Source organism: Thalassotalea algicola, from assembly GCF_012932965.1.
Taxonomy (GTDB): Bacteria; Pseudomonadota; Gammaproteobacteria; order Enterobacterales; family Alteromonadaceae; genus Thalassotalea_F; species Thalassotalea_F algicola.
Genome location: NZ_JABBXH010000002.1, coordinates 776,050 through 799,770 on the forward strand (window position 1 = coordinate 776,050; position 23,721 = coordinate 799,770).

Here is a 23,721-nt window from a genome sequence, read left to right on the forward strand (position 1 = left end):
GTTTTATTTCTCGTTTAAATGAGCGCTTTCATTAAGTGGTACTACCCAATACTTTAATTTATTTGCTCGGGTAACTTTTGATAACTCATTGATTAAAGCTTGTTTATCAATTTCAGCAATAATTATGTCGAACTGACTAAGTTGCTTAAAACCTTGAACTTGTTCTTCAATGTTAAAGCAATGGTGTTCTTTGCTAAACCCATTAATGGTGCTTAAATTGAACCCTGAAATGAGATCAAATTTCATTAAACAGTCGATAATGTCATCTTTTAGCTCATTGGGAGTAATTAGTGTGAACTTTACTTGATGATCAGACATTCCGACTCTCCATATAGCGATAAAAAATGGGTAATAGATATAAAGTTGTAATGGTGGAACTTACTAAGCCGCCAATCACTACTATTGCCAATGGCTGTTGAATTTCAGCGCCAGGACCAGTAGCAAATACTAATGGCATTAAACCAAACATGGCTGTGGTCGCGGTCATTAAAACAGGACGTAAACGCCTTACCGCACCAATATTTACTCTCGTACCAATATCTGGATATTTCAATTTGTTTTGTTCGAAATAACTTACCATTACAATACCGTTAAGTACGGCTACACCGAGCAAAGCAATAAAACCGACAGATGCAGGAATAGATAAATATTGTTCGCTAATATAAAGCGCGAATACGCCGCCCATTAATGCAAAAGGGATATTGGCAACGATCAGACCTGAAAGAGAAATTGAACGAAAGGTTGTAAATAAAATTATGAAAATTAGCATTAGGGCTACAGGTATAACTATCATTAAATTTGCCATTGCCCGTTGCTGGTTTTCAAATTCACCGCCAAAACTAACGGTATAGCCGTTAGGCAATTTAACTTCTTGGTTGATTTTAGTTTTTAACTCTTCTACAAAACCAACAACATCACGATTTTCTACATTAGTACTGATTGAAACGAATCGTTTTCCGGTTTCTCGCTCTATTAATAACGGTTCTTCTCTTACTTGAAGTGTGGCGATAACAGACAAGGGAAGCAATGTATTGTCGGGCATTAAGACTTTGTAATTAGCCAATTCATTAATTGAAGTCAATTGCTCAGCTTCTGAGGTTGCGCTAGTCGCCATCCTAATCGGCGTGAATTTGTTTACTTCGATAATCTCAGAAATTGAACGACCTTCTAGTTGATTAATTAAGTAGTCAGTTAAGTGACGAGTCGTCATGCCGTACTTATTGGCAATAGCCGGTTTTAACTCGATGCTAATGAATTTTCCACCTTCAATAAGCGCTGACTGTATATCTTTACTACCTGAAACTTGGCTTGTTTGTGTAGCAATATTTTCAGCCAGTTTTGCGAGCTCTGAGACATTATCACCAAAAACTTTTATTGAAACGTCACCAGTACTCCCTGTTAACATTTCTGATATGCGCATTTGGATAGGTTGGGTAAAGTTGATGTTCATGCCTGGGTAGTCTGCTATTACTTGACGAATTGCTTCAATTAACTCTTGTTTTGTACTAAATCGCCATTGCTCAGGGGGTAATAGCTCCATAAATACGTCAGTTTCGTTTAGTCCCATTGGATCTAATCCTAGTTCATCTGAACCTGTTCGAGCCACTATTTGCACGACTTCTGGAATTCTCTCTAAAAGGGCAAGTTCTACCTGTTTGTCTATTTCTAGTGAAGCTTGGAGAGTAATACTTGGTGATTTTTCTAACTGAACAATTACGTCGCCTTCATCTAATGTAGGCATAAAGCTTTTGCCAATTTTAGTAAATAAAATTCCACTGCTAATAAGTGCCACAAGGGCTAATGAAATAACAACCATTGGAACGTTTGAAGACTTTTCTAATGAGTACTGATAGCCACGCTGAAGTAGCTGAATTAGCTTAGGTGTTGTTTCATTTTGTTGTCTTAGTAAAAATGAAGCACATACAGGAATCACTGTTAATGATAAAACTAATGCTGATAGCATCGCGAAAACAATGGTTAATGCGACAGGTGTGAATAACTTACCTTCAAGGCCCGCCAAGGTAAGCAAAGGTGAAAAAACAATAACGACAATCAAGGTGCCGGAAACGGTGGGAATAGCTACTTCTTTAGATGCTCGGTAAATTGTATGTAATTTTGGTAGTTGTTGATTTTCGGAGAGTCTATTTACTGTATTTTCAACCACCACGACAGATGAGTCGACTAACATACCAATAGCAATTACTAGCCCTCCAAGGCTCATTAAATTTGCTGACAAACCGAAGTAACTCATTAAGATAAAGGTTGTTAAAGCAGCTAAAGGTAATGAAAGTGAGACCACGAGAGCTGCTCTGATATTGCCAAGGAATAGTGCTAACAAAATAATGACAAGAATAACAGCTTGGACTAAGGCGTTTGATATCGTGCCAATGGCAGTTTTTATTAAATTAGCGCGGTCATAAAACACATTGATAGTTGTGCCTTCAGGTAAGGTCGGCTGAATATGTTCAAGCTTTGTTTTTACTTTGTTGACGACATTTGCGGTATTACTATTTTTTAACGCAATAACTAAACCCTGCACTGCTTCTGTGCCATTATGTGACACAGCTCCGTAACGAGTTAAATGACCCTGTTGAATGATTGCGACGTCTGACAGTTTAATGTTGTAGTGCTCTGACGTTTTGACTATCAGGTTTTCAATATCACTTTGGTGTTCAAACCTTCCTTGTGTTCTTACAATAATATTGTCATTTCCTTTGTTAATACGACCAATGCCGCCATTGAGGTTATTTTCTAAAATGGCATGATTGATATCGCTAAAGGAAATATCTAAACGTTGCATTTTTAAAACGTCGGGCGCTATCTCATAGGTTTTTACAAAACCACCTAAACTGTTTACATCAGCTACACCAGGCACGGTTCTTAATAATGGCCTGATTTGCCAATCGAGAATTTCTCGACGTTGTTGTAGGCTTAAGTTAGGGTTATCTACAGTAAACATGAACATTTCACTAAGCGGCGTGCTCATTGGCGCTATACCGCCGGTAATATTGTTTGGTAGTCTAGGCCAAATGTTCATTAAACGTTCGTTAACTTGTTGTCTTGCCCAATAAATATCAGTACCTTCGTTAAAGTCGATTGTAATATCTGTAATGGCATATTTAGTCGTTGAACGAAGTGTTTCTTGAGAGGGGATACCGAGCAGTTCAGTTTCTATAATTCGGGTGACTTGCGCTTCGATTTCTGTGGTTGTCATGCCTGGCGCTTTTAGTATTATTTTTACTTGCGTTGGCGAAATGTCAGGAAAGGCATCTATGCTTATTTTAAACCAAGCATTTGTGCCCATTGCGATAATCAGTATTGCGACAATAACTGTAAAAGCACGCTGAACTAATGAAAAACGAATGATTGTTGCTAGCAAAATTTATTCTCCTAGTCCCAAAAATAACCCTTGAGCAATACTTACTGAGCTACTAAGAACTTGAGCGTGTGAAGGTAAATTTTTGTCTTTAATAATAAAGTTTTCACCTTGCTTGCCAATTATAGATACAGAAACTAATCGCAAGTTGCGACCATCTTTAACAGCGATATAGTCTTGGTTATTTATTTCAAAGATCGCTTCCTTTATTACTTGTTTGGCTGAAACTTTGAATTGTGGCGTTACCTCTACTTCTTGACCGAACTGAATTTGACAGTGGTTGGAAACAGGTACAGCCCAAATTGATTGATGATAGTCTTTTACCATAGGTTCGACTTGTTGAATTTTGAGTAAACAGTTGGTTTTCGTGTCAATGAGCCCTGAAAGTGATTGGATATTTTCCGCAGGGATATGAGCGTTAAGTACCAGGCTGTTTGGAGGCGTTATGTTAAATAGTGCACCATCTATAGAAGTTGGATTGCTTTTCGGAATGTGTACTGTGCCAGCAATGGGACTGAGAATATCAATTGTCTCGTCATCGTTAATTCTTATCGTGTTTTTTATATGGTTAAAGTGTTCATAGTTTAGTTCTGCTTGTTTAAATGCTTTGCTGATTTCTAACCACTCTGTTGTTTTAAATGTACGTGAATCACCTGAGGCCTTAGTTGCTAGATAATACTTCTTACTATCGAGGTATATTGCTTTTGCTGCAGCCACTTCATCAATGAAATGATGGGCATCGGTTCCTGATACGCGCGCTACAACATCCCCCTTTTTAACGTCATCACCATTGTGTCTATAGTAACTTGCCTGTTGAACCATGAAAGGCAGAGTAACTTGGTAATTGGCGCCGTTTTTTTGCATTACGCTAGCCAAAACAGAAGCACCATTTATGTTTTGAATTGTTTTTAAATTGCTAAACGTTGTTGAAAATTTTCCCAGAGACGAAAGGGCTATTACGTTATTTTTAGTTTGATTTTCGTCGGCGTAACTCAGCTTATTGAAGCTCGTTAAACCTATAAAAACAGTGGCAAATAAATATAGCGATTTAGTTAATTTCATGACCCGCTATTAACCTCAATATTGTTGATAGATGAACTTAATGTTCAAAGGCAGTCGTGATCATATTCGCTTTGTGGTATTTTTCATCGGGCACATGTACTTATTCGCTTTGTCTTTATCGCGCATATGTACCATAAAACGTTAATAGATTGATTTATTTATGAAAGATAAGGTTATTGCCATTATTTTGGGCATTATAATGGTGTTAAATTTTTTGGATGTACTTACCGATATGTCGCTAGGTGTTCCTGTTTGGCACATAGTAGAAGAAAGTATAATAGTATTAGCTTCTGCAATTGGTTTTGTGTATTTGATAGGCGAAATAAATAGACGAGCTAAGCACATAAATTATTTAAAGGAAGAGCTTGTTAAATCTGATCATCAACTTCAAAACATTTCGGATGAAATGAAAAATGCACGGACACAGTACAGCGAACTTATTTATCAACAGCTCTCAAAATGGCAGCTAACAAAGAGTGAAAAGGAAGTTGCTATGTTGCTTCTTAAGGGATTAAGTTTTCGGGAGATTAGTGGTGTGCGAGACACAAAGGAAAAAACAGTAAGACAACAAGCGTCTAATATCTATGAGAAAGCAAGTGTCGAGGGACGTCATGAATTTTCGGCGTGGTTTCTTGAAGATTTCATGGAAAATTAACCTGATATTTATTGGTTTTATTAACAGTGTTAATGTTTATTGGTTTCATAGCGGTAAACGAACGATATTCGTAACTGGTAATACTTACGTAAAACCAAATGATAATTGATGAAGATCACTAACCATTCATAAGCCCTAGTGCATTATAAAGCTGTTGTAATTTAAAGGGGGCTTTATGATTTATCTATATCTGGGTTACTTATCCGCTCAACTATATTCTACATTTACGGTAATTCAGTCGACTTCTATGCCATTTAGCGCTTTGCTTTTTTCTATTGTTGTCTTTTTAATTTGGACATTTATACCAATAGTCGGTTATATCGTGGCGTATCTACTAGGCGCTCGACATCGCTTTACTAATGTTCAACTGTTGTTAATTGGCTGCGGTGTAGGATGGCTTGAAAACGGTGTTTTCTATTTTGATTTACTCAATAATGATCAATTAGGAATAGGTATGCTGCTAGTCGCAATTGTATTTTTTATTATTGCGTTTGATACAAATAGACATAAGTTTGGTCGCATGCTCTTTAGTTAAGAAAATTGCTTAGCTAATTTATTAGAGCATGCTGTTATTTGGTTAGTTGAACGTTAACGTTATTCCTCATCTAATAAAGGTTTTACTGTTGTTAGCCACCGTAGAATATTACTACATTGCTGAGGAACCGTTTCTTTCACCCAGCCAGCAAAGTTACAAATAACGTAGGCGTCAATATCAGCTTGTGTAAATTGTTGGCCGACTACGAATTCTCGACCGTCTAAGTGCTCATCGAGCATTTGCCAAAAAGCAGCTAAACGGATTTTTCCGCGCTCGATAAGTTCTGGTAGTTGCTTAACATTAACTTTCCCTGGTAACGCTCGGTCGGCGAAAAACTCACTGCTATTACGAAGGATATCTGCAACAGCACTTAACCCTTCGACATAAATTTTATGTAACCAGCCAACTATTTGTGCGTATTCTTCTTTGTTAGAACCCATTAATGGCTTGTCGGGGTACATACTATCTAAATAGACGCATATTGCGATCGCGTCCGTTAGTAACTCCCCATTATCTAGTTGCAAAGCAGGTACAGTTAATGTTGGGTTTACCGCTTGAAATTCAGGGTTGAACTGCTCTTTTTCTCGTAAGTTTATTTCTTGCGTATCTATGTTTAATCCTTTGTATTTAATCATATAGCCTACACGCATTGGGTTAGGAGCAGGTGAGAAAGTATAGAGCTTCATATGTATTCCTTTATTTTTGTTAATTTGAATAATAAGCCAAGACTCATTGAGTATTGAGAACAATTGGTTTTTAGTCAATGCTTTATAAAGTAGACAAATGCTATTTTTAAACATAAAAAAAGCACTCCAAAGAGTGCTTATAGATTACAACGGCGTTAGCCGCCTAATTCGGCAAGTTTCGCCTCGAGCTCTTTAACTTTAGCATTGGCTCTTTCGGCGGTATTGGTTAGGCGCTCAAACGTAGTTGTTTGATTATGTTTCATAAATTCTATTTGTTCTTTAAGCTTCACGCGTGCCTCTTTTGCATCTTGTCCGTTTGCTTTTTCTTGCGTGAGTAAGTTTTCTAATTCTCGTACTTTACTCATTGCTTGTTCAGATTTTTGAGTTAAACGCTCCACTGTTGAAATAGAGTTGTTCTTAACGAAGTCCATTTGACTTGTAAGCTTGGTGTTTTCGTTTTGAAGTTCAATAACGCGTTGTTCGGCGCTTGAAACTTTTGCGTCTGCTTCACTGTACTCGCTTTGTTGTTTAGCAAAGGACGTTTTATCTTCTTCATGCGATTGTATTGCTGTGGCAAGCTCTTTTTCGAGAGTTGAAATTTTTTCAGCGGCTTCAGATATAGATTGCTGCAATTGAGCGATAACATCACCAGAGCTTTCGCTTTGTTGCGTGCGTTGCTCTAATTGTTGAGTTTGCTCTGTAAGGCTTTGCTCAAGCTTAGCAACTTGTTGTGTCGATTGGCTTAGGTCATGATTTAGGCTAGAGATTTTTTCGTTTTGTTCGGCAACTTCTTTATTTAGCTCATTAATAACCACATCAGAGCCTTGTGTGGCATCACTAAGTTGATTGCTATGACGCTCATTTATTTGAGCGAGTGCATCACTATGCTCTTGATTTAATGTATTTGCTAATTCTTCATTACTTTGTTTTAACTGATTAATTTCAGTTTGATGGGAATCAATTAAACGAGTGAGTTTTTCTTCTTGTACCTGTTTAATGTTCGTTAACTCATCTGTTAACTGAGTTACTTGCGAAGCCAATGCTTCGTTTGATTGGGTAAACTCTTGTGTTAATTGGTTTGTGACATTTTCAATGGCTTCAGACTTGCTTTGCTCCGAAGACTCTTTAACTGCGGCTAACTCTTGAGTAATCTGTGAAACTTGCGCATTTAAAGCTTCTTTTGTTTGCGTAAGTTCGCTTGTTAATTGATTGGTAACTCTTTCTACCGCTTCAGCTTGATTGTGTTCTGCTGAAGCTTTAACTGCGCTTAATTCTTCAGTTAATTGGTTAACTTGTGAACCTAATGCTTCTTTAGTTTGTTTAAGTTCTTGAGTTAATTGAGTTGTTATGTTTTCAATGGCTTCTGTTTTTCTTTGTTCGGCAGATTCTTTAACCGTTCTTAGCTCTTGCTTTAATCCTGATACGGTATCATCTCTATCACGAGTGAAGTTATTCATCACTTGTTGATGTTTTTGGTTTTGCGCTTCTAATTCCGAATGATGACTTTCTATAGTTGTTGCAAGTTTTTGTTGAGCTTGCTCAGTAAGTTCCGCAAGTGCTTGAGTGTGCGCCAGATTTGTTTGCTCAATTGTGCCTGAAAGCTCAGATATTCTCGCTTTAGCTTTCGCTATCTCTTCTTGGAGCTGTGTATGTTCTGTTGCAAGGTGTTGCTCTACCTGCTTACCTTGTTCTATTTGACTTAAACTTCTGGCTAAAGCACTAGAAACAGCTTGATTAAGCTCAGTGTTTATTTGGTTAATAACATGTTCACTAACGGCCAATACGCTTGAGTCACCAGTATTGCTTTCTTCACGCCATTGATTAAATAAATTGAGTATATGATTTTGCGGAGCGTCAAAGTGCTCGAGCAAAGAGCTTAGTACATTCCCTTGATTGGTCTTAGAGACTTCATCACAAAAACGTTTTACGTCTTCATATACAACAGACACGCGACTCTTCCTTAAATTAACTTCGATTTATTTCGCCGGAAGATCCTTTTACCATAAAATTCGTAGAAAAGGAAATACTGCTTCAGATCAAATTTTGGATGATTTGACATCTGTCTAATTTAACAATGGTTGACTGTTTAAAGTGCAGCTAACATAATCTTAAAAATTAAACGCTAAATAAGCAAAAAATATAGTTTACTGGACGTAATTATCATGGATGCAAATCAACCTCTTCATTCTATTTTGTTTGTCTGTATGGGCAACATTTGTCGCTCTCCAACAGCAGAAGCTGTATTTCGTGATAAGGCGACGCAGGCGGGGCTTTCTTTTGAGTTAGATTCAGCGGGTACTATTGGTTCACACGCCCGAGAAAAGCCAGATCATAGAGCGATAAAAGCTGGCAACGAACGAGGCTATTCTTTTGAAGGCATTAAAGCACGGAAGGTGACGATTGAGGACTTTGATAATTTTGATCTTATTCTTGCTATGGATAACAAAAATTTAGAAGACTTAATTGACTTTGCGCCAGTTGAGCAGCAATACAAAGTGAAATTGTTTTTAGATTTTGCCGCAAACTATGAAGAAGCTGAAGTCCCTGACCCTTATTATGGCGGTGCAGGAGGCTTTAAATTTGTGTTGGATTTAGTAGAAGATGCCAGCGATGGTTTGATCGCTACTTTGAAAAGTTAACCACGTTAATAAGAGTGTAAAAAAGGCTGCAATAGCAGCCTTTTTTATCATTACTATTTTAATGTTACTTTTTAGCCTTGCGTCTTTGTTTTATCGCACTCGCTAAAACTTCAAGCATTTGCTCACTTGTTGAGAAGTTAACACAAGCATCAGTAATGCTTTGACCATAAGTTTCGGCTTTTCCATCTATCACTTCTTGTCGGCCTTCCACCAAAAAGCTTTCAATCATTACACCGAAAATTGCAGTTGAACCTTTAGCGATTTGATTTGCTAATTCTTCGCCAACAATGGGTTGGCGATTATGGTCTTTACTACTGTTGCCATGGCTACAATCAACCATTAATGGTTTGTTAACCCCTGCTTTAAACAAATCATCTTGAGCAGCATTAATATCAGTCAATGAGTAGTTAGGTTTTTTTCCGCCTCGCAAAATGACATGAGCATGTGGGTTTCCATGTGTCTGGTAAATACACATTTGACCTTTTTTATCTGGAGAATATAGTACGTGCGGCACACTTGATGCCTTTATAGCATCGATAGCAATTTTAACATTACCGTCTGTACCGTTTTTAAAACCAACAGGGCAAGAGAGTGCTGATGCTAACTCTCGATGAACTTGGCTTTCAGTCGTACGCGCGCCGATAGCGCCCCAACTAATTAAATCTGAAATATATTGACCAGTAACCATATCTAAAAACTCGGTACCCGCTGGTAATCCAAGTTTGTTGATTTCTACAAGTAAGTTACGTGCGAGGTTTAGGCCTTTCGCTACATGGAACGATTTATCTAAATCGGGATCACTGATTAACCCTTTCCAGCCAACTGTTGTTCTGGGCTTCTCAAAATATACGCGCATAACTATAAGCAATTCTCGCTCATATTTGTCATGGAGTACTTTTAATTGTCTAGCATAATCCAAGGCGGCTTCAGGGTCGTGAATAGAGCAAGGACCTATTACTACAACTAAACGATCATCTTCTTTATTAATGATGTTTTCAATTTGAATGCGGCTATCTAGGATAAAGTTTGCTGTTTCGTTATCAAGCGGTATTTGCTCAGCAAGCTCTGCAGGCGACGCTAAATTCTCAATTAGCGTTGTTCTAATTTCGTCTGTTTTTATTGTCATTAAACACTTGGTTTTTTCGCTTGTTCACAAGCGACGAATCAATGACGGCTAACATAACGAAATTCATCGGTGAAGTGAATCAATTTTTCTTTATTTTTCTAGGGGTACAGGCATTTATTACCCATATTTGTTCTATGGCAAATTATGGGTAATAAAACGGTGGAATTATCAACAATAATTAGTACTTGTATCGTTGTAAGCCTGTTTCAGCTAAAATCTTGGCGGTAATTTCTTCGACCGAGAATTTAGTCGTATTAACAAACGGGATTTTTTCCTTTTTGTAGAGTTTTTCTACTTCTCTTAACTCCATTCGGCATTGCCGTGCTGAAGAGTATCGACTATTCGCCATACGGTTATCCCGAATTTCCATAAGTCGATCTGCGTCAATCGTTAAGCCAAAAATCTTCTTTTTATGTGCCTTTAAAAACTCAGGAAGTCTTAAGTCTTCCAAGTCTTCTTCGGTAAAAGGGTAGTTTGCGGCTTTTACACCGTATTGTAGTGCTAAGTATAGCGACGATGGGGTTTTTCCTGAGCGAGAAACACCGACTAAGATAATATCGGCATCTTCATAGTTACTAATATTTGAACCATCATCATTAGCCAGTGCATAATTTACTGCATCTATTCGATAATCATAACTATTTTCATGAATACTGTGTGTACGGTGTGCTTTAGGTTTAGCAGCGATACCGATTTCTTTCTCAATAGGGCTAACGAAATGTTCGAGAAAGTTGTAAATGACGCCATCACAGCTATCGATTATTTCTCGGATTTCGTGATTAACAAAAGTGTGAAAAACTAACGCTGGCTGCCCAGTACGTTTACATGCCGCATTAATTTTGTCTTTTGCTTCTAGCGCTTTTTCAATTGTTTCAACAAAAGAGATGGTGTGATGCTCAAATTCTGTTGGAAATAACGATAACAAGGCATGGCCAAAAACTTCTGAAGTTATAGCTGTACCATCGGAAATGTAAAAAGCTGGGCGCATTTTGATCTCTCTTGTGAAAACTTTTAAATATTGTTTTGGTATTTTTAGGCGACAGTGTAGAATGGCGGCGCTTTAAATACCAAATATTTCTATCGCAACATTTGGTATGCCAAGAATCAGTATCGAGGTCTATACTCAAGTTGCTTTGACTACAAAGCAGAGTTACTTAACTATAAACTTTAATGACTGATCTTGGAGAATTTGTCGTGCAAGAAAACGTACTTTGGTATGAAGCGCTAGGAATGAATGATGTAGACCGCGTAGGTGGCAAGAATGCATCACTCGGTGAAATGATTTCTAATTTGGCTCACGTTGGCGTTCAAGTGCCTGGTGGCTTTGCTACTACTGCATATGCTTTTAATGAGTTTCTCGAACAAAGTGGTCTAAACGACAAAATCTATCAATTATTAGATAAGCTTGATGTTGAAGATATCAATGCCTTAGCTGAATGTGGTGCAACAATTCGTCAGTGGATTATTGATACGCCATTTTTACCTGAGATGCAGCAAGATATTGAGCAGGCTTATGCTAAGCTCGCCGGAGAGCATGCAGAAGACGCCTCTTTTGCGGTTCGCTCGTCAGCAACGGCTGAAGACATGCCCGACGCTTCTTTTGCAGGTCAACAAGAAACCTTCCTTAATGTTAAAGGCTTAGATGCAGTTATGACTGCAATTAAGCACGTTTTTGCTTCTTTATTTAACGATAGAGCGATTTCTTATCGTGTTCATTCTGGATATGACCATCGCGGTGTAGCACTTTCTGCAGGCATTCAACGCATGGTTCGTTCAGATATTGCATCATCAGGTGTCATGTTCTCTATTGATACGGAATCAGGCTTTGAAGATGTGGTATTCATCACGTCAAGCTATGGCTTAGGTGAAATGGTTGTTCAAGGTGCTGTAAACCCAGATGAATTCTATGTACATAAACCAACGCTAGCTAAAGGTAACCCAGCTGTTGTTCGTCGTACACTTGGCAGTAAAGCAATAAAAATGATTTACGCTGATACACAAGAGCACGGTAAGCAAGTTGAAATAGTAGATATAGACGAAGCCACGTCTAATCAATTTTCGTTAACAGATGACGAAGTGATGGAACTGGCTAAGCAAGCGGTTATTATCGAAAAGCACTACCAACGTCCTATGGATATTGAGTGGGCAAAAGATGGTTTAGACGGCAAGTTATATATCGTTCAAGCACGCCCAGAAACAGTAAAAAGCCGTGAAAGTGCTAATGTAATGGAGCAATTCCAATTACAAGGTAGTGCAAATGTTGTCTGTGAAGGCCGCTCAATTGGACATAAGATAGGCTCAGGTAAAGCAAAAGTATTGTCGTCATTAGAAGAAATGGACAAAATTCAGCCGGGCGATGTGTTAGTAACCGATATGACGGATCCTGATTGGGAACCAATCATGAAACGTGCTTCTGCAATTGTTACAAACCGTGGTGGCCGTACATGTCATGCGGCAATTATAGCGCGTGAAATGGGGATTCCTGCGGTTGTTGGTTGTGGTGATGCTACCAGTAAAATTCAAACAGGTGATGATGTAACTGTATCTTGTGCGGAAGGTGATACCGGCTTTATTTACGAAGGTAAATTAGAGTTCTCGGTAACGACGTCACAGGTTGATGAAATGCCAGAACTACCGCTTAAAATAATGATGAACGTAGGTAACCCAGACCGTGCATTTGCTTTTGCTCGCTTACCACATGCAGGTATCGGTTTAGCGCGTTTAGAGTTCATTATTAACAAAATGATTGGTGTTCACCCTAAGGCATTACTAAATTTTGATGAACAATCAGCTGAATTAAAGGAAGAGATTAGCGACATTATTGCGGGTTATGATAACCCTGTAGAGTTTTATATTGCTAAATTGACTGAAGGTATTTCTACACTTGCTGCTGCATATTCACCTGAACGCGTGATTGTGCGAATGTCTGACTTTAAATCAAACGAATACGCTAACTTAGTTGGCGGAGAAGAGTTTGAACCTGAAGAAGAAAACCCAATGATTGGTTATCGCGGAGCTTCTCGTTATATTTCTGAAGATTTCCGTGATTGTTTTGCGCTTGAATGTGAAGCTATCAAACGTGTTCGTAATGAAATGGGCTTAACAAACGTGGAAGTAATGATCCCATTTGTTCGTACGTTAGAGGAAGCGTCGCAGGTAATCGATATCCTAGCTGAACATGACTTAGAGCGTGGTAAAGACGGCTTAAAAGTGATTATGATGTGTGAATTGCCATCGAATGCACTTTTAGCGGACCAGTTCCTTGACTATTTTGACGGATTTTCAATTGGCTCAAATGACTTAACCCAATTAACATTAGGCTTAGATAGAGACTCAGGTTTAATTGCTCATTTATTTGATGAACGTAATCCTGCGATCAAGGTGCTGCTGGAAATGGCGATAAAAGCATGTAAGGCTCGTGGTAAGTACGTTGGTATTTGTGGTCAAGGCCCAAGTGATCATGCTGATTTTGCGGCTTGGCTTGTAGAGCAAGGTATAGACAGCGTATCGTTAAACCCTGATACTGTTTTACCTACTTGGTTATATTTAGCAGAACAGCACGCTAAATAACGTTTCCAACAAATAAATATTAATAAAGCCTAAGAATAAAAAGTTCTTAGGCTTTTTTGTCTCTAAGCTCCCATTCACAATTCGGCATGATATACTGACGTCCCCAAGAATTAGGCAAATCAGTATAAATCATCATGTTACCTCGGTTAGATCCTGTTGAATTAATTAAACCTATCTATCAAGACTTTATTAACGCGTTAGAACAAACCGCGTTTAAAGGGGAAATTAATAGTAAATATAGTGACAGACTTGCTGTCGCAACAGATAACAGTGTGTACCAACAATTACCGCAATTGGTACTACACCCCAGAACTAAACAGGATGTTCAGCTGATTACTCAACTAGCAAGCCAAGCACGCTTTGATGAAATTAAGTTTAGTGCTAGAGGCGGCGGTACAGGTACTAATGGACAAAGTTTAACGCCTGGTGTGGTAGTCGATTTATCTAAATTTATGAACCGCATTTTGGAAATTAATATTGAAGAAAATTGGGTACGTGTTGAAGCTGGTGTAGTGAAAGATCAACTCAATGACTTCTTACGACCGCATGGATTTTTCTTTTCGCCTGATTTATCTACATCAAATCGCGCTACATTAGGTGGCATGATAAATACTGATGCTTCAGGGCAGGGGTCTTTAGTATACGGTAAAACCTCGGATCATGTATTAGGGCTAGAGTCAGTTCTTGCTGATGGGAATTTAATTGCTACTGAACCAATGGCAATAACTGACGCAGAAGAGTTAGCTAAAGAAAACAGCACGCTTGGCCAAATAACTAAGCAAGTTCTTGAAAGTTGCCGCGATAATCGCGATCTCATTTTAACTAAGTTTCCACGTTTAAACCGATTCTTGACAGGCTATGATTTAGAACACGTTTTGAATGAAGATTTAAGCCAGTTTGATCTAACCCGGATAATTACTGGATCTGAAGGCTCGTTAGCCGTTGTTTGTGAAGCTAAGTTGAACTTAACACCAATTTCGAAAGCTAAAGCGTTGGTGAACATCAAATACGACAGTTTTGATTCAGCACTAAGACATTCTCCTGATTTAGTCGAAGCACAAGCGACATCAGTCGAAACAATCGACAGTAAAGTATTGAACTTAGCTAAGCAAGACATTGTATGGCATACCGTTAGCGACTTAATTACTGATGTACCAGGTAAGGTAATGGATGGTCTTAACATAGTTGAGTATAACGATGTTTCTATTAAGGCACTTGAAAACCGAATCACTAAGTTAGAAGAAATATTAGCCAAAGACATGGAAAGTGATAAAGGGCTGATCGGTTATCAAATTACCTACGACTTACCAAGTATTGGTCGCTTATACGCTATGCGCAAAAAAGCTGTTGGTCTATTAGGTAATACCGAAGGTAGTGCTAAACCACTTGCGTTTGCTGAAGATACAGCTGTACCACCAGAAAATTTAGCCGATTTTATTGCTGAATTTAGAACATTGTTAGATGATCATAACTTACATTACGGCATGTTTGGTCATGTAGATGCCGGTGTCTTACATGTAAGGCCAGCGCTTGATATGTGTGATCCAGAGCAAGAAAAACTGCTACGACAAATATCAGATCAGGTAGTCGCTTTAACTGCAAAATATGGCGGTTTGATGTGGGGAGAGCACGGCAAGGGGTACCGCAGTGAATATGGACCAGAGTTTTTTGGCGAGCAACTTTTTACAGAGCTTAGAAAAGTAAAAACAGCGTTTGATCCAAAAAATAAAATGAACCCAGGTAAAATATGTACACCAATAGACTCCAGTGAGCAGCTGGTTTCTGTTGATGATAGAAAGCGTGGCTATTTTGATCGTCAAATATCTACGCCTGTTAAAACATCGTTTGACTCTGCAATGGGCTGTAACGGTAATGGCTTGTGTTTTAATTACGATACAACAAGTCCTATGTGTCCATCTTCCAAAGTTACACGTGATCGCCGTCATTCCCCCAAAGGCCGCGCTGGCTTGATGCGTGAATGGTTGCGATTAGTCGAAACCAGTGGCGTAGATATTTTAAAGCTCGAAAATGATATTAACGGTTGGTCTGTTAAGCGTTTATTAGACAAGCTGTCGAATAAATTTAAGCCAAGTAGTAATGACGACTTTTCTCATGAAGTGATGGAAGCGATGCAGGGTTGTTTAGCGTGTAAAGCTTGTGCTAGTCAGTGTCCAATAAAAGTAGATGTACCAGACTTTAGGTCTCGTTTTATTAACTTGTACCACAGTCGATATTTTAGACCGCTGAAAGATCATTTAGTCGCTAATGTAGAGATACTCGCTCCTATAATGGCTAGGTTTCCAAAACTAACTAATGCTGTTATTGATAATAAAATTTATAAAAAATTCTCTTCTACATCGATAGGCTATGTTGATACTCCGCTGTTAAGTTACCCAACATTAAAGCAGCGTTTAGCTAATCGTGATTTTACGCAATTTAACTTAGAACAATTATCACAGCGTTCACCCGAGCAAAAAGCAAGAACTGTGTTAATAGTGCAAGATCCATTTACTTCGTTTTACGATGCTAAGTCCGTCGAAGCGTTAATGGTGCTGGCTAAAAGTATTGGGTTTGACCCGATATTATTGCCATTTAAACCTAATGGCAAACCACAGCATGTAAAAGGCTTTTTATCTCGTTTTGCTAAAACAGCCGAAAATGCAGCGGAATTTTTAAATAAACTTCATTCGATTGATATTGCTTTGGTGGGGATCGATGCATCGTTAGCGCTTTGCTATAGAGACGAATATAAACAAATTCTAGGCAAAAAGCGCGGCGAATTTAATGTATTGCTTGCACATGAGTGGTTGTCGGATGTTGTAAATACACTTGATGCTAAGCAGTTTAAGGTGAATTCGTCGACCAATTTTAAGTTATTTGCTCATTGTACTGAGAAAACCGCTTTGCCTAAGTCAGAAAGCCAGTGGCAGCAAATATTTAATCAATTTGGATTAACATTAGACAAAGTCTCTGTTGGTTGTTGTGGTATGGCAGGGACATATGGGCATGAAGCGGTTAATCTAGATAACTCTAAAAGCTTGTTTGAAATGAGTTGGCAAGGGCAGTTGAATCATTTAGAAGATCAGCAAGTATTAGCTACTGGTTTTTCTTGTCGCTCTCAATCGAAACGGTTGGCAAAGGTAAATGCTAGACATCCTGTAGAAGCACTGGCAGAAATGCTCTCTGCTAATTAGCGCTTTAGCGGCGCTATAAAATATTATGAATAAAAAAAGGAGCTCATTTAATGGCTCCTTTTTTTATTGCTAGGATATAAAGACAATTTAGTGCTGTCGATATTGTTCTAGTAATTTGAATACTTTTTTAGCGATATCTGTGTTGTCTTGATGTCCAGCAAACATCTCAGCATGTTTACCTAACGCAATAACAGGAACATCAATAGCCGTATGTCCGCCACTTGTCCAACCGGTGTTGGTCCGTGTATCGATAATATGAGTTACTGCTTTTCCTACTATACGATTTGGACGTGGTTTCTTCGCTGACTTTTTTTGTTCGCTGCTTAAAGCGTTATAAATTGCTATTTGCTCTTCACTTTTCAATTTCGCAATAATTAAATCATTAACTTCTTGTTTGGTTAATTCGAAGTTAAATAATTGATTAGTCAGGGACGGAGAAATTTCATTCGTAATTAATTGCTTAGTGATTGCTTCTGCCGAATGTTTTTGCAGTTTCAATATATCTGGCTGCCAAACATATTTGCCTTTCGCTGCTAAAGTTAAACCACCTGTACTATGGTCAGCCGTTAGAATCACAGTCGTATTAGGGTTATTAGCGACGTAGCCTTCTAACAGTTCCATGGTTTTTGCTAAGTCATCCATTTCAGCCATTGCAGAAGCTATATCATTAGCATGACCTGCCCAATCTACTTGGCTTGCCTCAATTAAAAGAAAGTAACCGTGGCTATTGTCTAATAGTTTTGTCGCCGTATTGGTAAGTGCCGAAAGCCTATGAGGGTTTTTATCATCTAGTGCCCAAGGTAGACCTTTTTCAGCAAACAATCCTATTGCTGATTTGCCTTTTTTTAATGATGATAGTTGTTGATACTTATCAATGTATTGAACATTTTCTTGCTTGAATTCTTCTACTAGATTTCGTTCGTCACGAATAAAATAAAGCCAACCACCACCGAGTAATACGTCAAACTTAAATTGACCTTCAATGCGATCAATAAAATAACTATCGGCGATATCGTTATAGTTTCTTCTATGCTCGTTATGAACAATGTAGGAAGCAGGTGTGGCATGGTTTACTTGAGATGTAACTACTGCACCTGTTTTCATTCCATATGATTTAGCACGCTCTAAAACGGTTTCAATAGGTTGCTTATTTACATCTACCGCAATTGCACCATTATATGATTTTATACCCGTTGACAGAGCCGTTGCTCCTGCTGCAGAGTCAGTAACATAACCAGAAACAGGTGCAGGGTAAGTTGAAGCAGAACCAATTTGGTATTTATCAAAAATGGTTTGTTCTACCTGTTCGGTACTTTTGTCATCGTTAAAATATCGATAACCGGTAGTAAAAGCTGGGCCCATGCCGTCAGCAACTACCATAATAATATTGTGAGATTCTTGAGACGCTGCAACATTTAAACTTGTCGCTAAGCAAAGTGATAAAGCAAGTTTACGCATTATTTATCCAGTTACTTAAAGGTTAACTCTACCCAGACCATACGATGATCTGAAGAGGCAGAGCGGCTATCTATTAAACGGTATAGTTCATCTTCTTTTGTTGGCCAGAATACGCCACTATCTTTAATTGTCCACCCCGCTTTAGAGGGCAATACATAGTCTGCTCGCATACCCCAATATGCAGTATGATATCGACTATTTTCATTTTCTGGTTTATGAAGATCGCCACCTTTACTGCTGGGGTGAGGATCTTGAACTAATTTGTGGTTGATGAGCGCTGAGATCCCAGCCTTTATCGCATCACCATCTTTATCTGATGCGTTTAAATCACCAAGTATGACAAATGGATTAGTTGAATCTATTGAACCTTTTATGCCTTTATCATCATAAATATAGTTTCCAACCGTGCTATCCAAATAGTCAGCTATAAGGCGAATTTCGTCGTGGTTACGTTTGCCATTTCTATCTTCTGGACCGTCAAAGACCGGTGGTGTAGGGTGGCTGGCTAACACGTGAATTGTTTTTCCGCCAATAATAACCGGAATGTCCCAGTGTGATTTTGAAGATAAACGAAACTGTTGCCAAACTTGTTCAGGATAATAACCTTTACCGTCAACCATAGGTTTGAACGCATTAGGCATGTCTTGCCACAAAAACTTTTGAAAAGTGCGAATATTATTATGATCTATAGGGTATTTTGACAACAACGCCATACCAAAGTGGCCAGGAAAGTAACCAAACCCATAGGTATCTTGTGGTTGGGTGATTTTTCCGTCGCTATTAACGTCGACGGTCATTTTGACACCTGTATTAACAGGGCCCTGATAATAATATGGGTAATCTATAGCTGCTTGTTGGTTTTGGCTTTTATTTAGGTAGTTGCCAATAAAGTTTTTTAATGCAATAGCATTATTGTCTGTTCGATCAAACTCATTTAGCAATATGATATCAGGGTTAACGCGCTGAATAATTTCCGCTATATTTTTAATTTGCTGATGTTGTTGACTTAATGCTTGGCTAAGCTCATCACCATTTGGCGATTTACCTCTATCTATATAATTTAACGCTTCCATACTTACGTTAAACGTTGCTATTTTTATGGTTTGGTTATCCATGGCATAACTTACTGAGCTAGCGAAAATTGTTGTACTAATAATAATGTTTTTAAAAAAGTGCTTCATTATTTAAGGCCACAACCTCTAAGAATAAAATCTGTTAAAAATTGAGTAACTTGCTCTTCATCTTCTTGTTCGTAGTCAGCACGATTCATCACAGTTAAAATTTGCGTTTCAAAATCAGCATAATGTTGAGTAGTAGACCAAATTAAGAAAATAAGGTTGTACGGATCGACTTCTGCCATTTCGCCATTATCAATCCATGTTTGAAATAATGCCGCTTTATCTCTAACCCACTTTCTTAGGTATGTGCGAGCAAACTCTTTTAAATGTTGAGCACCTTGGATAATTTCCATGGCGTAAATTTTTGAAGCGCTAGGGTGTTTAAAAGACATTCTAACTTTGGAAGCGATAAATTTCTCAATGGCCACTTTGGGACCATCGGCAGCATCTATATCGCCAATTCCCTCATCCCACATATCTAATGTTTGCTCTAAAACTGCATGATAGATATTTTCTTTATTCTTAAAATAATAAAGGATGTTTGCCTTGGGTAAACCGGCACGGTCTGCAATCGATTGAACCGTTGCTCCTCTATATCCTTGTAAAATGAATTCTTCTTGCGCTGCGGCTAATATTTTCGCTTCACTTTGCGCACGAATTTTTCCTTGTTTTGATTCTTTTTTTGCTTCGCTCATTCTTGAGGTAACCGTTTGTTGACCAATAGGTATAGTTTTTAATTCTGTAAGCGCCTAAGTCTACACGAGAAATTGTAAATTAAATAGAGATTAACCAAATAGTCAAAAAAACTTAAAGGTGTATTTATAAGCTTAAAATAGATGATTTAGCGCATTTACAATTCATTAACTAATTGATTTTTCATTTCTATGTCATATAGAACTATTGAAATACATGACCCTTTAGTCAATAAAATAGATAAATTGTTCATCATTTATAGTAAATATTCAGACAAATGATGGTCTGACTTCTCTTGCATCCCTTTCTTATAGCGGACGGGTTCTTCTAAGCCTTTAAAAATGGCATAAGTGAAAAAAAATTGTGCAAAAGTCTTGACCAAATAGACAAAGTGTAATGATTTTGTCATTTAATTCTGTTTTAATACATCCTGTAACATAAAGTCACAAAGTGTTTCGCTGTTTAAACACGAAATATAAAAATAAAACCAAGGAAAAGTAAGATGAATAGTCATCGTCTCTCAAAATTGGCAGGTGCAGTCGTAGTTGCGCTTGGCTTATCTACTTCTGCTATGGCAAATACCATCACTTCTGCAGTTAAAGGGCAGATAGTTGATAACAATGGTGCGCCAGCGACAGATACAACTATTACAATCACGCACGTACCTTCAGGTACGAGTAAAACAATTGCAGTTAACCAGTCAGGTAGCTTCTCTACTAAAGGTTTACGTGTAGGTGGTCCATACACGATTGTTGTTGATTCTGAATCATTAGAAGATCAAGTAATCAATGACGTATACCTAACCGTTGCAGAAACTTACCCACTGAATGTTTCTTTAAATCCAATTTCTGATGTTGAACGCATCGAAGTTACAGGCCGAGTAATCAGCGCAAATGCTGGTGGTACAGGTCCTGCAACACACTTTGGTTTAGAGCAGCTAGAAAACCTTCCTGCGATTAACCGTGATATCACTGATATTGTTCGTGTTGACCCACGCGTTTACGTTGATGAAACTAGCTCGAACGCTATTCAGTGTGGTGGTGCACACCCTAGATTTAACTCTTTAACGTTAGATGGCGTTCGTATGAATGACCGTTTTGGTCTAAATAGTAGTGGTTACCCTACAGAGCGTATTCCATTCTCATATGATGCTATTGAACAGGTAGCTGTTGAATTAGCTCCTTTTGATGTTAACTACGGTGGTTTTACAGCTTGTAACATCAATGCAGTAACTAAGTCTGGTACTAACGAAATTAAAGGTGGTTTCTTCTACGACTACACTTCAGACTCTTTAAAGGGTGACAAAGTAGATGGTGAAGACGTAGATAACGGTGATTACACAGAAGAGCGTTACGGTTTCAATGTTGGTCTTCCAATTATTGAAGACGAACTTTTCTTGTTCGTAGCATATGAAAAATTAGAAGGTGCTGAGTTATTTACTTACCCAGGTTTAGGTAACTCTGTAACACAAAGTGATCTTGATCGTATTGGTCAAATTTCCAATAGTTTATATGGTTATGATATTGGTAGTACTCCAGCGAGTATGCCGGTAGAAGATGAAAAAGTTTTAGTTAAAGTTGACTGGAACATTAACGACGCTCATCGTGCAGCTTTCGTATATAACTACAATGACGGTTTCTCTTTAAGTCAATCTGATGACTGGGCGGTTACCCTTGATAGTCACTTCTACGAACGTGGTGCTGAATTTACCTCTCTTGTTGGTTCATTATATTCAGACTGGAGCGATAGTTTCTCTACTGAAGTTCGTGTCGAGTCTTCAGACTTAGATAATCGTCAAGAGTCTTTAGATGCAGCGTCTAGCTTCGCTGAAGTTCAAATCCGTCATAATGGTAATACTATTTTCTTAGGTCCTGATGATTCTCGTCAATCAAATGACCTTAACTGGGAAAATTTATCGTTTAAAGTTTCTGGTACATATTACCTAGATGACCATGAGATCTCAGCTGGTATTGAGTATGAAGATTTAGAAATCTTCAATTTATTCATGCAGCATACTCAAGGTGAATACCGCTTTGATAGTATTGATGATTTCGAAGCTGGTACTCCAGCACGTATTTACTACAATAACTCAGCAGGTACCAATGATCCTAACGATGTTGCAGCGAGCTTTGCATACCAACAGACATCGCTTTACATCCAAGACGTTTGGTCACTAGATGAGTATGACTTAACTCTTACAATGGGTATTCGTTACGACAAATACTCTGGCGATGACAAACCTCGTTTCAACCAAAACTTCCAAGATCGTTACGGATTTGCCAACAACGGGAACTTTGATGGCCTTGATTTATGGCAACCTCGTTTTGGTTTTAACTGGATAGCAAGTGAGCAGTTAGAAGTACGTGGTGGCTTCGGATTATTCTCAGGTGGTAACCCGAATGTTTGGTTATCAAACAGTTACTCAAACGATGGTTTAGTACAAATTGGTTTACAAGACAGATCTCGTGAATCTTTATTTGATAAAGAGTTAACTGGCGAAGGTCGTCCAATTTATGATATTCCTCAGGCACTTTACGATACGATTGCTGGTATTCCAGAAGGCTCAGGTGATGGTGATGTAAATGCTATCGATCCTAACTTTGAAATTCCATCTGAGTGGAAATATTCACTTGGAGCGACTTATGTTACTGAAGATAACTACATCTTTAGTACTGACGTAATTTACACCAAGAAGAAAGATGCAGCGTTAATTAATAACATTGCATATGACTACTCTGGTGATGTAGCACCTGACGGGCGTCCAATGTACGAGCAAACTGTATCAGGTCGTTTCTCTGACTTTATGCTAACGAATGTTGATGGTGATAGTGGTGAGTCTACCGTACTTTCTTTCACTGTTAGCAAAGACTTCGAAAATGGCTTTGATGCATCGTTTGGCTACTCACACATTGACTCTGAAGATGTAAGTCCTATGACAAGCTCTGTAGCGGGTTCAAACTTCTCGTACTTTGCACGTACTGATTCAAATAACCCAGGTGTTGCAACTTCGGATTACGTAATTCCACAACGCTTTACGTTAAATTTAGGTTACAACGTAGAGTTATTTGATGGTTACTCAACTCGCTTCTCAATCTTTGCTTCACGTAGTGAAGGTAAGCCTATTTCATACACTTTTAATCGCTCAGACCGTGAGTTTGGTGATTCAAACTGGTCAAACAGTAGCCAGTTAATGTATGTGCCAACATTCAACGATCCGTTAGTTACTTATGACGGTATGGATGAAGCTAGCTTCCAAGATTGGATCGAAAGTGTAGGTCTTGATAAGTACCGTGGTAAAATTGCTCCTCGTAACGAGTTAGATGCTGGCTGGTGGACTAAAGTTGACTTCCGTATTAGCCAAGAGATCCCTGGTTTCATGGATGGTCATAAAGGTAAGGTGTTCTTCGTAATTAAGAACTTAGGTAACTTACTTAATGATGAGTGGGGTGTGTTAAAGCAGTATAACTTTAGTACACAAAGTATTGTTAATGCTGAAATTGACGGAGCTACTAATACTTATGTATATAGTGACTTCTTCAAGCCTGAAGCAACAGTACAACCAGCATCTTTATATGAAATCCGTATGGGTATCTCATATAAGTTCTAATC

At 38.3% G+C, this 23,721-nt stretch carries 16 protein-coding genes; 6 read left to right on the forward strand and 10 right to left on the reverse strand.

Annotation, left to right across the window (positions count from 1 at the left end; genetic code table 11):
- Nucleotides 1-3: 3 nt before the first annotated feature.
- From HII17_RS08170 to HII17_RS08180, 3 genes are read right to left on the reverse strand one after another with little or no spacing between them, the layout of a single operon-like run.
- Nucleotides 4-318, reverse strand: a complete 315-nt coding sequence (locus HII17_RS08170) for a DUF3240 family protein (protein ID WP_169074840.1) — start codon at nt 316-318, stop codon at nt 4-6.
- Entirely contained in the window at nt 311-3,379 is a 3,069-nt protein-coding gene (locus tag HII17_RS08175) for an efflux RND transporter permease subunit (RefSeq protein WP_169074841.1), read from the reverse strand. Before HII17_RS08175 ends, HII17_RS08170 begins: the two co-directional genes overlap by 8 nt.
- 3 nt (nt 3,380-3,382) lie before the next feature.
- Nucleotides 3,383-4,438 carry an efflux RND transporter periplasmic adaptor subunit gene (locus HII17_RS08180; protein WP_169074842.1) on the reverse strand — a complete coding sequence of 352 codons (1,056 nt, stop codon included), beginning with the start codon at nt 4,436-4,438 and terminating at the stop codon, nt 3,383-3,385.
- A gap of 160 nt (nt 4,439-4,598) precedes the next feature.
- Between HII17_RS08180 and HII17_RS08185 the strand changes: the two genes are divergently transcribed.
- Nucleotides 4,599-5,093: a helix-turn-helix transcriptional regulator gene (locus tag HII17_RS08185; protein WP_169074843.1), complete on the forward strand. Its 495-nt coding sequence runs from the start codon at nt 4,599-4,601 to the stop codon at nt 5,091-5,093.
- Nucleotides 5,094-5,268: 175 nt separating this feature from the next.
- Nucleotides 5,269-5,628 (forward strand): hypothetical protein, encoded by a 360-nt coding sequence (locus HII17_RS08190; RefSeq protein WP_169074844.1) that lies wholly within the window; start codon nt 5,269-5,271, stop codon nt 5,626-5,628.
- Nucleotides 5,629-5,687: 59 nt separating this feature from the next.
- Here HII17_RS08190 and HII17_RS08195 read toward each other — a convergent pair whose 3' ends face one another.
- The gene (locus tag HII17_RS08195; RefSeq protein ID WP_169074845.1) at nt 5,688-6,314 is read right to left on the reverse strand and encodes a glutathione S-transferase family protein; all 627 of its coding nucleotides are present in this window, start codon (nt 6,312-6,314) and stop codon (nt 5,688-5,690) included.
- 155 nt (nt 6,315-6,469) lie between these two features.
- Nucleotides 6,470-8,263, reverse strand: coding sequence for a hypothetical protein (locus HII17_RS08200; protein WP_169074846.1), 1,794 nt, complete (start codon nt 8,261-8,263; stop codon nt 6,470-6,472).
- A gap of 213 nt (nt 8,264-8,476) precedes the next feature.
- Here HII17_RS08200 and HII17_RS08205 point away from each other — a divergent pair, with 213 nt between their 5' ends.
- Nucleotides 8,477-8,953, forward strand: coding sequence for a low molecular weight protein-tyrosine-phosphatase (locus tag HII17_RS08205; RefSeq protein ID WP_169074847.1), 477 nt, complete (start codon nt 8,477-8,479; stop codon nt 8,951-8,953).
- Nucleotides 8,954-9,017: 64 nt separating this feature from the next.
- Here HII17_RS08205 and HII17_RS08210 read toward each other — a convergent pair whose 3' ends face one another.
- Nucleotides 9,018-10,079: a 3-deoxy-7-phosphoheptulonate synthase gene (locus HII17_RS08210; RefSeq protein WP_169074848.1), complete on the reverse strand. Its 1,062-nt coding sequence runs from the start codon at nt 10,077-10,079 to the stop codon at nt 9,018-9,020.
- 178 nt (nt 10,080-10,257) lie between these two features.
- The gene (gene ppsR / locus HII17_RS08215; protein WP_169074849.1) at nt 10,258-11,067 is read right to left on the reverse strand and encodes a posphoenolpyruvate synthetase regulatory kinase/phosphorylase PpsR; all 810 of its coding nucleotides are present in this window, start codon (nt 11,065-11,067) and stop codon (nt 10,258-10,260) included.
- Nucleotides 11,068-11,273: 206 nt separating this feature from the next.
- Here ppsR and ppsA point away from each other — a divergent pair, with 206 nt between their 5' ends.
- Both ppsA and ydiJ read left to right on the forward strand, forming a co-directional pair.
- Nucleotides 11,274-13,649 carry a phosphoenolpyruvate synthase gene (ppsA, locus tag HII17_RS08220; RefSeq protein ID WP_169074965.1) on the forward strand — a complete coding sequence of 792 codons (2,376 nt, stop codon included), beginning with the start codon at nt 11,274-11,276 and terminating at the stop codon, nt 13,647-13,649.
- A 134-nt stretch (nt 13,650-13,783) separates the two neighbouring features.
- The gene (ydiJ, locus tag HII17_RS08225; protein WP_169074850.1) at nt 13,784-16,843 is read left to right on the forward strand and encodes a D-2-hydroxyglutarate dehydrogenase YdiJ; all 3,060 of its coding nucleotides are present in this window, start codon (nt 13,784-13,786) and stop codon (nt 16,841-16,843) included.
- A gap of 87 nt (nt 16,844-16,930) precedes the next feature.
- Here ydiJ and HII17_RS08230 read toward each other — a convergent pair whose 3' ends face one another.
- The 3 genes from HII17_RS08230 to HII17_RS08240 are packed head-to-tail and all read right to left on the reverse strand — an operon-like array spanning nt 16,931 to nt 20,114.
- Nucleotides 16,931-18,301, reverse strand: a complete 1,371-nt coding sequence (locus HII17_RS08230) for an alkaline phosphatase (protein ID WP_169074851.1) — start codon at nt 18,299-18,301, stop codon at nt 16,931-16,933.
- Nucleotides 18,302-18,312: 11 nt separating this feature from the next.
- The gene (locus HII17_RS08235) at nt 18,313-19,482 is read right to left on the reverse strand and encodes an endonuclease/exonuclease/phosphatase family protein (protein ID WP_169074852.1); all 1,170 of its coding nucleotides are present in this window, start codon (nt 19,480-19,482) and stop codon (nt 18,313-18,315) included.
- Nucleotides 19,482-20,114: a TetR/AcrR family transcriptional regulator gene (locus HII17_RS08240; protein ID WP_169074853.1), complete on the reverse strand. Its 633-nt coding sequence runs from the start codon at nt 20,112-20,114 to the stop codon at nt 19,482-19,484. Before HII17_RS08240 ends, HII17_RS08235 begins: the two co-directional genes overlap by 1 nt.
- 500 nt (nt 20,115-20,614) lie before the next feature.
- Between HII17_RS08240 and HII17_RS08245 the strand changes: the two genes are divergently transcribed.
- Complete coding sequence (locus HII17_RS08245; protein WP_169074854.1) at nt 20,615-23,719, forward strand: TonB-dependent receptor; 3,105 nt, start codon at nt 20,615-20,617, stop codon at nt 23,717-23,719.
- Nucleotides 23,720-23,721: the final 2 nt, after the last annotated feature.